This window comes from Actinomadura sp. NPDC048032, assembly GCF_040653175.1.
Taxonomy (GTDB): domain Bacteria; phylum Actinomycetota; class Actinomycetes; order Streptosporangiales; family Streptosporangiaceae; genus Spirillospora; species Spirillospora verrucosospora.
This window is the reverse complement of the sequence record NZ_JBEZJP010000255.1, coordinates 1-11,654: the sequence shown is the minus strand read 5'-3', so window position 1 is coordinate 11,654 and position 11,654 is coordinate 1. Positions and strand designations below refer to the sequence as shown.

Here is an 11,654-nt window from a genome sequence, read left to right as displayed (position 1 = left end):
GGCGCCTTCGCCGTCGTGATCGGCTTCCACCGCCGCGGCGCCGCCAGCCGGATTGACCCGGGGACTTCGGTCCCATATCCTGATCGCTGCGCTGTGGGCCTGCGCGCGCTTCGGACGGAGCAGGCTCGCGCTCGGTCAGGTCGGCGACATCGGTTCGGTTCACTGACGCGGCGGTTGCCCGCGTTCCCTTCCGGTCTTCGGCAGGGCGGATAACGGCCCTCCGCGCAAAGCCCATCACGACTTCCATGTCCGTACCGGAGCCAGCCGACACATGACGAGCAGCACCGAGGCCACCTCGACCACCCCGCAGGTAGCGGTCAACGACATCGGGTCCGAGGAAGCCTTCCTCGCCGCGATCGATGAGACCATCAAGTACTTCAACGACGGCGACATTGTCGAAGGAACTGTCGTCAAGGTCGATCGTGACGAGGTCCTCCTCGACATCGGCTACAAGACCGAGGGCGTCATCCCCTCGCGTGAGCTGTCCATCAAGCACGACGTCGACCCGAACGAGGTCGTCTCCACCGGAGACCACGTCGAGGCCCTCGTCCTCCAGAAGGAGGACAAGGAGGGCCGGCTGATCCTGTCCAAGAAGCGCGCCCAGTACGAGCGCGCCTGGGGCACGATCGAGAAGATCAAGGACGAGGACGGCATCGTCACCGGCACGGTCATCGAGGTCGTCAAGGGCGGTCTCATCCTCGACATCGGGCTGCGCGGCTTCCTGCCCGCCTCGCTGGTCGAGATGCGCCGGGTCCGCGACCTTCAGCCCTACGTCGGGCGCGAGCTCGAGGCCAAGATCATCGAGCTGGACAAGAACCGCAACAACGTGGTCCTGTCCCGCCGCGCCTGGCTGGAGCAGACGCAGAGCGAGGTCCGCCAGACCTTCCTCAACACGCTGCAGAAGGGCCAGGTCCGCAAGGGCGTCGTGTCCTCGATCGTCAACTTCGGCGCGTTCGTCGACCTCGGCGGCGTCGACGGTCTGGTGCACGTCTCCGAGCTGTCCTGGAAGCACATCGACCACCCCTCCGAGGTCGTCGAGGTCGGCCAGGAGGTCACGGTCGAGGTCCTGGACGTCGACATGGAGCGCGAGCGCGTCTCCCTGTCGCTCAAGGCGACCCAGGAAGACCCGTGGCAGCAGTTCGCCCGCACCCACCAGATCGGGCAGGTCGTCCCGGGCCGCGTCACCAAGCTGGTGCCGTTCGGCGCGTTCGTCCGCGTCGAGGAGGGCATCGAGGGCCTGGTGCACATCTCCGAGCTGGCCGAGCGGCACGTGGAGATCCCCGAGCAGGTCGTCCAGGTCGGCGACGAGATCTTCGTGAAGATCATCGACATCGACCTCGACCGGCGCCGGATCAGCCTGTCGCTCAAGCAGGCCAACGAGGGCGCCGCGGGGATCGAGGAAGAGGACTTCGATCCGACCCTGTACGGCATGCCGGCCGAGTACGACGACCAGGGGAACTACAAGTACCCCGAGGGCTTCGACGCCGACACCGGCGAATGGCTCGAGGGCTTCGACGAGCAGCGTGAGACCTGGGAGCGGCAGTACGCCGAGGCCCGCTCCCGCTTCGACGCCCACCGCAAGCAGATCGAGGAGGCCCGCAAGGCCGAGGCGGAGGCCGGTGCCGAGCCCACGGGCGGCGGCGGCGGTGGCGGCGAGACCTCCTACTCCGGCGGCGGCGAGAGCGAGTCCGGCGGTGGCGCCCTGGCCACCGACGAGGCGCTCGCCGCACTGCGGGAGAAGCTCTCCGGCGGGCAGTGACGCCCAGCCGACGCGCCGTCCGCGCGCGGCCGCCCCGGCGGCTCGCGCGCGGCGGCCGGTGAGACCCTGAACACGGCCGGAGAACGATCTTTCGAGATCGGCCTCCGGCCGTGCTGCGGTTGCGCCACCATGACCCTGATGGCACGCGCCGGTCCGCGGCGCTCCGCAGCATCCGCACGTCCCGAAGGTCCGCTCGTCCCCCGGGAGCAGTCGTTCAATTGGCCAGCACAGACGTAGGCACCAGGACCGGCGGCCCGGCCGCGGCCGGCCCCCCGATCGTCCCGCAGGGCCCCGCCAGACTCGCGCTGATCGCCGTGACCGTCGCGGTGCTCGCGCAGACGCTGCGGTTCTCGCTGCCGCAGCTCGACCACTTCGCCGACGAGGCCGGGACCGCGGCCGCCGCCGGCGCGGTGCTCGCGGTCTACCTCGCCGGGTTCGCCGCCCCGCTCGTCCGCCGCTTCGCCGGCCCGCGCGGGCTGCTACTCGCCGGCGTCGGCGGGCTGTTCGCCGTCCGGCTCCTCGCCCAGGCGCTCGACCCCCGCACCTGGCTCGCGTTCGCCGGCACCGCCATCGGCATGATCGCCGTCGCGGCGCTGTACGAGGGCGCCCGCGGCCTGTCGGGGGTCGGCTTCGCCACCGCCACCGTCGCGGGCCTGTCCATCGACGGCGCCGTGCGGATGTGCTTCGCCACCTGGGACCCGGTGTGGCGCGACGGCATCGGCCCCTGGCTGGCCTGCCTGGCGTTCGTCGGCGTCGGCGCCGCCGCGCTCTACCGCGAGCTGGCGTCGGGACCCGTCACCGCGCCCGGCGTGTCCTGGCGGGACGCGCTCGGCGCCGCGGCGTTCGGGCCGTTCCTCGCGCTGCAGATCCTCGTCCTCGCCAGCCCCGCGTTCGTGGCCTCGTCGGGGTGGCAGTCGCTGACCGGCGCGCACGTCGCGATCGTGATCGGCCAGGGCCTCGCGCTGGCGTTCCTGGCCTCCGGGCTCGCCGTGCGGGCCGTGCCGGGCGGCGTGTGCGTGCTCGGCGGGACGGTCCTCGGCGTCGGCGCGGGCGCCGTCGCCGGGACGTACGCGGTCTCCGGCATCGAGGTCGTCCCCGTCGTGATCGTCGGGCAGGTGCTGTCGGCGTGGCTGCTCGCCGTGGCGTGCCGCGCCCCGCTGCGCCGCGCCGGGACCGGCGGGCCCGTCTGGCGGGTGGACGCCGGCGCCGCGCTCGGCGGCCTGCTCGTCGCCGCGATCCTCATCCCGTACCAGGTCAGCGCGGTCTCGCCGCTGCCGGTTCCGAACAACCTGCTGCCCGGCCTCGCCGGCATCCTGCTCGGCGCGCTCGCGGCGATCGCCGCGGCGCGCGGCGGTCCGCTGCCGGCCCGCGCCCCGCTGAGGGCCCTCACCGCCGGCGCCGCCGCGCTGGTGCTGCTGGCCGGCACCCTCGTGTTCACCGTGGCCGCGCCGGACGGCGAGGCCCCGGCGGCGCCCGCCGCGGGGCAGGTGCGGGTGCTCAGCTACAACATCCACGACGCGGTCAACCAGTCCGGCCGCCTCGACCCGGAGGGCGTCGCCCGCGTCATCGAGGGGCAGCGCGCGCAGGTCGTCCTGCTGCAGGAGGCCGGGCGCGGGTCGCTGCTGTCCGGCACCACCGACGTCGCCGTGTGGCTGTCGCGGCGCCTCGGCATGAAGCTGATCTGGGGCCCCGCCGCCGACGGCCAGTTCGGCAACGCGATCCTGACGTCGCTGCCGGTGCGCAGCTCCGGGACGGGCCGGATGCCGAAGGGCGACTGGTCGCAGATCCGCGGCTACGTGTGGGCGCGGCTCGCCGTCGGCCCGACCACGGTGGACGTGTGGTCGACGCACCTGGAGGGCGGCGACGACCGGGGCGGCGAGCGGGCCCGGGAGATCGCGGCGCTGCTGCGGGCGTGGGGCGGCGCGCCCCGCACGATCATCGGCGGCGACTTCAACGCGGGCCCGGGCAGCCCGGAGCTGACCGCGATGACCGACGGCACCGACCTGCGCAACACCGCGATCGGCGGCGAGCAGTACCCGACCAGGTCCGACGGCACCAGCACCGACTGGGTCTTCGGGTCGGACGGCGTGCTCGTCACCGACTACGACGTGCCCGAGTCCGACGCCTCCGACCACTACCCGGTCGCGGTGACCGTCCGGATCGGCCGGTGAGCGGACGCGGGCGGCGCCTGCCCCTAGGGTCGGGACATGAGTGAAGCGAACCGGGGGCGCGAGGGGGCGGCTGCCCGCGAGGTGACGGCGCATGAGCGCTGAGACGGTCGCGATCGAGCGGGCGGCCCCTGCGGACGCGGGGGAGATGATGACCGTGCAGCGGGCCGCCTACGTCACGGAGGCCCAGCTGTACGGCGACCCGTTCATCCCCCCGCTGGTGGAGTCGGCCGAGCAGCTGCGCAAGGTGCTGGCCGGGGACGCCGTGGTCCTGAAGGCGGTCATGGACGGCCGCCTCGTCGGCGCCGTCCGCGCCCAGTTCAGCGACCGCACGTGCCTGGTCGGGCGGCTCGTCGTGGCCCCCGACCTGCAGCGCCGCGGCCTCGGGCGGCGCCTGATGACGGAGCTGGAGGACGAGATCGCCGGGCGCGCCGACGCGTGCGTGCTGTTCACCGGCCACCTCAGCGAGGCGAACGTGCGCCTGTACCGGCGGCTCGGCTACTCCGAGACCCATCGGGAGCGCGTCGCCGCGCACCTCACCCTCGTCCACATGCGCAAGACCCTCGTCCCCGCCGGGACCGCCTAGCCGCCGGAACCCCTCGGCCGCCGCACCGCTAGGGTGAGTCCCGTGCTGAAAGTGGGACTCACCGGCGGGATCGGTTCGGGCAAGAGCGAGGTGTCGAGGCGGCTCCGCGGTCACGGCGCGGTCGTCATCGACGCCGACAGGATCGCCCGCGAGGTGGTCGAGCCGGGCACCCCGGGTCTCGCCGCCGTGGTGGCGGAGTTCGGCGAGGACGTGCTGCTCCCTGACGGCACCCTCGACCGGGAGAAGGTCGGCCGCATCGTGTTCGCCGACCCGGACCGGCTCGCCGCACTGAACGCGATCGTCCACCCGCTGGTGGGGGAGCGGATGCAGGAGCTGATGGACGCCGCCCCCGCGGACGCGGTCGTCGTCTACGACGTCCCCCTCCTGGCGGAGAACGGCCTGGCCGGCATGTACGACGAGGTCGTCGTCGTGGACGCGCCCGAGGAGGTCCAGCTCGACCGCCTCGTCGCCCGCCGCGGCATGACGGAGGAGGACGCCCGCGCCCGCATGGCCGCGCAGGCGTCCCGCGCCGACCGCCGCGCCGTCGCCACCCACGTCATCGACAACTCCGGCACCCTCGCCGACCTGAAGACCCAGGTCGACGCGCTCTGGGCCTCGCTCACCGGCCGCGCCGCCTCCTAGAACGGGGCGTCGAGGGGGAGGCGGCGGACCTCGGGGAGGTAGGCGTCGAGCTCGCCCGGCTCGAAGCGGCACAGGCCCACGGCGTACCAGAACTCGGCGGTGGCGTTGCCCTCCCACTTGTAGCGTCCGTCGGGGGCCAGGGCGGCCCAGCCCTCGGCCAGGCCGAGGAGGGTGGCGCGGCGCGCGGGGGCGGTGCGGTCGGTGACGTCCCACAGGATGACGGCGCCGTCGTCGCCCGCGGTGGCGAGCAGGGAGCCGTCCGGGCTGAACGCCGCGGACCAGACGCGGCGGGTGTGGCCGGTGAGGGTGTGCAGGAGCCGCCCGTCGGACGGGTCCCAGAGGCGCACGACGAGGTCGTCGCCCGCGCTGGCGAGCATCGCCCCGGACGGGTGGAACGCGGTCGTCCACAGGCGCCCGGTGTGCTCGGTGAGGGTGTGCAGGAGGTCGCCCGTGGACGGGTCCCAGAGGCGGACGGTCCCGTCGTTGCCGGCGCTGGCGAGCGTTTCCCCGGACGGTGAGAACGACACCTGGTACACGCGGTCGCCGTGGCCCCGCAGCGCGGCGGAGAGTTCGCCCGTGCTGGGGCTCCAGAGGCGGACGACGCCGTCGTCGCAGCCGGTGGCGACCAGGGCGCCGCCGGGCTGGAAGTCGATGGAGCGGACGCGGCCCCGGTGGTCGGCGAGGTTGACGATCTCGCGGCCGCTCGTCCAGTACCAGAGCCGGACGGAGTCGTCGTCGTTGGCGGTGGCGAGGACGTCCCCGGACGGCGCGAACGCCTGCGCCCAGACGTGGTCGGTCTCGACGTTCAGTTCGCGTTCGAACGTGCCCGTCCCGGCCTGCCACAGGTGGACGCCGCCGTCGTTGGTGGCGGTGGCGAGCTGCGAGTCGCGGGTGTTGAACGCCGCGGAGGTGAGGTTGTCGGCGACGCCGCGCAGCTCGCGGATCATCCGGCCGGTGCGCGGGTCCCAGAGCCGGACCAGGCCGTCGTTGCCGCTGGCGGCGAGCATGCCGCCGTCGGGGCTGAACGCCACGCCGGTGACGCGGCGGCCGTGGCCGCGCAGCACGACGCGGCACTGCCCGGTCTCGGCGTCCCACAGCCGCGCCGTGCCGTCGTTGCTGCTGGTGGCGAGCTGGGAGCCGTCCGGGCGGAACGCGAACGGCCACACGGCGCCGCGGTGCCCGGCCAGTTCGAGGCGCTGCCGGCCGGTGAGCGGGTCCCACAGGCGGACGGACCCGGCGCTGTCGGCGGTGGCGAGGCGGCCGCCGTCCGGGCTGAAGCCGGCCTGGTAGATCCCTCCGCCGTGGCCGGTGAGGGCGCCGCGCTGCCGTCCGTCCTCCCAGATGCGGACGGACCCGTCGGTGTCGCCGGTGACCAGGAGGGCCCCGTCCGGGTGGAACGCGATGGCGTAGACGCGGCCGGTGTGGCCGAGGAGCTCTTGGCGGATCTCGCCGGTGCGGATGTCCCAGAGCCGGACGACGCCCGCCTCGTCCCCGGCGGCCAGCAGGGAGCCGTCAGGATGGAACACGGCGCGGAACACCGCGCCGTGGTGGCCGGCCAGCTCCCGGCGCAGCGCGCCGGTGGCGAGGTCCCAGACGCGCAGCGTGCCGCCCGCGTCACCGGTGACCATGAGCGAGCCGGCGGGGTCGAACACGGCGGTGTAGACGGGGGCGGTGTGCCCGGGCAGCTCGTGCAGGAGCCGGCCGGACACGGTGTCCCACACTCTGAGGGTTCCGTCGGCGGCGCCGGCGGCGACGAGGTCGCCGCCCGCGGGGGAGCGTCCCCCGACGACCAGGGGCCACACGCCGTCGGGGTGGACGGCGAAGGTGTGCGCGGTGTGGCCGGTGGCGAGGTCCCACAGGCGGACGGAGCCGTCGGCGGACCCGCTCGCCAGGAGGCCGCCCGCACCGTCGAAGGCGACCGCGTAGGCGCGGTCGGTGTGCCCCTGGAGGTTGCGCAGCGGCGTGCCCGTGACGGCGTCGCAGACGAGGACGCCGCCGTCCTCGCTGCCGATGGCAAGGACGGAGCCCGCGGGGCTGTAGGCGAGCGGCTGGGGGAGGCGGCTGGTCTGGAAGTGGAAGCCGTAGGGGACGCCCACCGCGGCCGGCGCGACCTGGATGTCGATCGGGCGGCCCGGCGCGATCGCCGCCTCGCGCAGTTCGGGGGCGGCCGCGACGCGGTCGGGGAGCGCGGCGTCGACGAGGGCGGCGCGGGTCCAGCGGCTGCCCTCGACGGCGACGTCCCGCAGGTCGGCGCGGGCGAGGCGGGCCCGGGACAGGTCGGCGCCGCGCAGGTCGGCGCCGGTCAGGGTGGCCTCGTCCAGGCGCGCCCCGGCGAGCGAGGCGTCGCGCAGGACGGCGCGCGAGAGGTTCGCGCCCACGAGCTGGGCGTCGGTGAGGTCGGCGCCGGTGAGGTCGACCTCCTGGAGGTCGCGGTAGGACAGGTCCTCGCCCTGCAGGCGGGCGCCGCGCAGGTCGGTGTGGGCGGGGGTGCGCAGCCGCGTCGTGATGCGGATCGCGTTGGCGCGGGCGATGTCGTCGGCCTCGGGGTCGGCGAGCACCCGGGCCGTCCATTCCTGGCAGGCGCGGGTGTCGGCGAGGTCGCAGAGGAAGTCGACGGCGAGCTGGGTCAGGGCGCGGCGGCCGAGGGCGGCCGGTTCCTCGCCCTTGGCGAACTCGTCCGCGATGTGCCGGGCGACGAGCCACTCCATGACGGACGTGTGGATGAAGCCGAACAGGCCTTCGGGGGTGCGCACGAGCAGGCTCCCGGCGCCGACGGCGTGGGTCACCTGGTGCGGCGACATCCGTCCCCCGGCGAGCCCGGTGAGGGCGTCGGCGACGTCGGCCAGCTCGGCGAGCCGCAGGAACTGCTCGTTGCCCTCCCACAGCCGCAGCGCGAGCGTCCCCACGGCCTGCCACATGTCGTCGACCTCCAGCCCGGAAGGCCCGCCCGCGCCGCCGACCCGCTCGGCCTCGTACGCGAGCCAGGACGACAGGATCTCCTGGTAGAGGTCGGCGGGGCTGACGGCGCGGCGCGCCTGCGCGACCGCGCGCAGCCGCTCCTCGGGCAGGTCGGCGATGAACGACAGCATCCGCGGGTTGGACGTGAGCGCCAGCAGCTCCTCGATCCCGGCCAGCAGGGTCAGCCGGTCCTCGGCGGCGTCCTCGTCGCCGTACCGGTTCACCAGGTACGAGCGGACCTGCGGGGGCGTGAACTCCTCCAGGGAGAGGACGCGGCGGTGCGGCAGGACGCCGACCTTCTCGCCGAGGGCGGTGAGCACCTGCGCCTGGGACTTGAAGTGCTGCGTCCGGCTCGCCACGACGATCTTCGCCTTGTCCTGGGCGGCCTGCAGCAGCGTGTCGAGGTGGTCGGCGGCCCGGTCGTAGGTCATCCGCGTCACCAGCTCGTCGAACCCGTCGAAGAGCAGGACGATGCGGCCCTGGCGGAGCATGTAGTGGAACGCCTTGAGGTCGATCAGCTCCTCGCCGTGGTTGGCCAGGTGCGCGGCGACCAGGCCGTCCACGGAGTGCGCCTTGTCGAGCGCCCGCAGCTCGATGAGGATCGGGACGACGTGCGGCAGCTCCTCCGGGATGCGGCGGGCCAGCTCCCGCAGGGCGAAGGTCTTGCCGCGGCCGAAGTCGCCGAGCAGCAGCAGGAACCGCCCGTGGTCGGCGGCCAGCAGCCGCAGCATCTCGCCGACCACGTCGTCGTGGACGTCCGCGCCCGACCGGCGCCCGTCGCCGGGGCCGCTCTCCGGGAGGAACCGGTCGAGCTCCCGGTAGCGCTGGGGGACGTACAGGGCCGGCGGGTAGAGCCCGCCGGCGGACAGCCGCCCCGTCTGGGCCGCGACGTACTCCGAGAGGTCGACCAGGCCCTGGAACTCGGTGAGGCTGCGCACCCGGATGCCGCGGCGCAGCGCGTCGTCGCGCAGGGACCGGGCCGGGGCCGGCCCCAGGTACACCAGTTCCGAGCCGTGGTCGGTGCCGTCGGCGTGCACGTGCCGGACGAACGCGTCCACGTCCGCCTCGGTCACCTGCCCCACGTGGGCGCCGATGCGGTACTGGCGGACGAAGCCGTCCTCCAGGTGGGTGAGCAGGAGGTGCGGCGGGTCGGAGCGGCCGTCCTCGCGCGCGGGCGGGACGACGCGCCGGATGGTGGCGCGCTCGAAGCGCGTCTCGCACGCCTCCGTCAGGCGGTCGAGCAGGCGCTCCGTGGGATCGGGGACGGGGTCGGCGGTGCCGTCGCCGCCGGGCCCGAGTTCGGGGGAGGGAGGTGCGGGAGGGGTCTGCGCGAGGGGCGGCGGGAACGTTCCGCCCACGGCCGTCCAGGACCGTTCGAGGCGTTCCGGGCCGCGCCTGGCGGCGTCCTCGGGGATCCAGCGCTCCAGCCCGTCACCGCGCACGACGACGAGCTGGTGCCGGCCGGGGCCCAGCGCCGGGACGCACGGGACGTCGCCGGTGGCCAGCACGGGGACGGCGCCGTACTCCGACTCGGTCCCCTGGAAGAACAGGTTGATGTGCGCGGCGAGGAGCGTCTCCACCGTCTCGGGATCGCGCAGCGCGCCCGGCTCGCCCGCGATGGGCGTGTGCTCGACGGCGCCGAGGCGCAGCCAGCCCTCGTCCTCGAAGTGCCGCAGCCGCTGGTTGAACCATGCGGCCTGCGCCTGGCCGACGCGCCCGTAGCGGTCCTCCTCGCGGTGGGACTGCGGCAGCGTCGAGTTGAGCCCCGCCACCACGACCTTCAGGTCGGGGACGGGGAACAGCGTCCACGGCTGGGCGCTGTCGAAGATGAGCGCGTCGATGCCCTGGTAGAACTCCTTGAACAGGCCCGCGAAGTGCCGCCACTTGGGCCAGTACGGCGGCTGCGGCTCGATGTCGTCGGCCTCGCAGCTGGAGAAGTACGCCTGGCAGGCCGCGCGGGTGACGTCGTGGGTGCCGGGCACCACCACGACGCGCTGCGCCTCCAGCCCCAGCAGCGCGCGCAGGCTCGTCAGGAAAGACAGCGCCTCGGCGAACTCCTTGCGGCTTCCCGAGTGGGTGAGGTTCCCGGTGACGACGAGCAGGTCGGGCCGCGGCACTCCGGCGTCGGCCAGCCGCGTCACGTCGCTCCAGATCCGGTCCTGCAGCTCCACCGCGGTGGTCGGCTCGCCGGGCTCGGCCAGCGTCCGGCCGAAGCGGGGACCGGAGACGTGCAGGACGGTCAGGTGCTCGCGCGGCTCGTGCCCGGTGTCGGCCGCGGGGAACGCGGGCGCGGCGACGGGCGCCCGCCGGGCGGGCCGCTCTCCGGCCGGCCCGGGCCGGCCGCCCCCGCCCCCGCCTCCGGGTCCGTCAGTCTCCTCCAGACGGCCTATCAGCGGTTCCCGGCCACCGGGAAGCGGCCCGGGGCGGTTCTGCCCGGCTCCGGGGAAGCCAGGGCCGTCGAGGGGGCGCGCGTGGCCGGCGAGGGCCTCCTGGATCCGGCGCGTCAGCAGCCGCCGCGCCTCGTCCGGGTCGTCCACCCCCACCAGGTCCACGTAGGTGATCGTGGAGAGCAGGCCGTCGATCGGGCAGTCCTCGATGCGGACCGTGACCAGCTTGCGCGCCGGGTCGTCCGGGTCGGCCCGCAGCGCCGCCATCCACTCCATCCGCCCGTACCGCGAGCGCAGGTAGTTGCGCGACAGCACCGCCACCACGACCTTGGCCTCCGACAGGCCCCGGTCCATGTAGTCGATGAAGTTGGTCCCGGGCACGAAGTCCCACGCCTGCATCATCGTGCGGTGCCCGGCGGCCTCCAGCTGCCAGGCGATCCACGACGCCCACCGTTCGTCGGCCGGCGAGTAGCTGATGAAGAAGTCGGTCGGGCGCTCCTGGGGGTGGCCGGGGGTCGTCATGGCGCCAGTATCGCGCGGAGCACGGCCGGAACGCAGTCATCCGGCCGCCTGTGGAATCATGACGCGCGTGCCGCCCCCTCCGACCGAGGCCCTCCGCCGCGCCGCGGGCTCCCTGGGCGTCCTCGACTGGATCCGCATCGCCGTCCTGGGGCTCGGTCTGGTGTTCGTCGCCACCGGCCTGCTGCCCGCCGACACGGCCCGCTCCAGCGTCGGACGGATCGCGCCCCTGCTGCTCTTCCTGTTCAGCGTCATCATCCTGGCGGAGCTGACCAAGGAGGCAGGGGTCTTCGACGCGATCGCGCAGCGGATGGCCCAGGCCGGCCGCGGCAACTACGCCGCGCTGTTCCTGCTGTGCGTGGCGTTCGCGTCGCTCACCACCGTCTTCCTCAACCTGGACACGACCGCGGTACTGCTGACCCCCGTCATGCTGGCCCTTGCGGCGCGCGCGCGGATCGCGACCCTCCCGCTGGCCATGACGACGGTGTGGCTGGCCAACACCGCGAGCCTGCTCCTCCCGGTGTCCAACCTGACCAACCTACTCGCCGCCGACCGCGTGGCGCTGGAGACCCGGGCGTTCGCCGCGCGCATGTGGGCGCCGCAGCTGGCGGTCCTGGCCGTGTCCATGGTCCTGC

Annotated in this window: 6 protein-coding genes; 5 read left to right on the top strand and 1 reads right to left on the bottom strand. The window is 74.3% G+C overall.

Going from position 1 to position 11,654, the window contains the following annotated elements:
• The first annotated feature begins 271 nt into the window (after positions 1 to 271).
• From rpsA to coaE, 4 genes are all read left to right on the top strand, one after another.
• The gene (gene rpsA / locus AB0C69_RS27480) at positions 272 to 1,759 is read left to right on the top strand and encodes a 30S ribosomal protein S1 (RefSeq protein WP_345175361.1); all 1,488 of its coding nucleotides are present in this window, start codon (positions 272 to 274) and stop codon (positions 1,757 to 1,759) included.
• Positions 1,760 to 1,977: 218 nt separating this feature from the next.
• Positions 1,978 to 3,930 carry an endonuclease/exonuclease/phosphatase family protein gene (locus tag AB0C69_RS27475; RefSeq protein WP_360358118.1) on the top strand — a complete coding sequence of 651 codons (1,953 nt, stop codon included), beginning with the start codon at positions 1,978 to 1,980 and terminating at the stop codon, positions 3,928 to 3,930.
• A 91-nt stretch (positions 3,931 to 4,021) separates the two neighbouring features.
• Complete coding sequence (locus tag AB0C69_RS27470; protein ID WP_345175358.1) at positions 4,022 to 4,513, top strand: GNAT family N-acetyltransferase; 492 nt, start codon at positions 4,022 to 4,024, stop codon at positions 4,511 to 4,513.
• Between the two features lie 42 nt (positions 4,514 to 4,555).
• The gene (gene coaE / locus AB0C69_RS27465) at positions 4,556 to 5,155 is read left to right on the top strand and encodes a dephospho-CoA kinase (RefSeq protein ID WP_360358117.1); all 600 of its coding nucleotides are present in this window, start codon (positions 4,556 to 4,558) and stop codon (positions 5,153 to 5,155) included.
• On the opposite strand, the gene AB0C69_RS27460 is transcribed toward coaE, so the two are convergent.
• A complete protein-coding gene (locus AB0C69_RS27460; RefSeq protein ID WP_360358116.1) occupies positions 5,152 to 11,022 on the bottom strand; it encodes a TIR domain-containing protein in 5,871 nt (1,956 codons plus the stop codon). The two genes, coaE and AB0C69_RS27460, sit on opposite strands and share 4 nt — an antisense overlap.
• 67 nt (positions 11,023 to 11,089) lie before the next feature.
• Here AB0C69_RS27460 and AB0C69_RS27455 point away from each other — a divergent pair.
• Positions 11,090 to 11,654, top strand: a 565-nt coding sequence (locus AB0C69_RS27455) for an SLC13 family permease (RefSeq protein ID WP_360358115.1), incomplete at its 3' end; no start/stop codon positions are given.

Excerpts from the sequence above, each read along its gene's own strand:
- rpsA (WP_345175361.1), top strand. The coding sequence starts at position 272 with ATGACGAGCAGCACCGAGGCCACCTCGACCACCCCGCAGGTAGCGGTC.
- AB0C69_RS27470 (WP_345175358.1), top strand. The coding sequence starts at position 4,022 with ATGAGCGCTGAGACGGTCGCGATCGAGCGGGCGGCCCCTGCGGACGCG.
- AB0C69_RS27460 (WP_360358116.1), bottom strand. The coding sequence starts at position 11,022 with ATGACGACCCCCGGCCACCCCCAGGAGCGCCCGACCGACTTCTTCATC.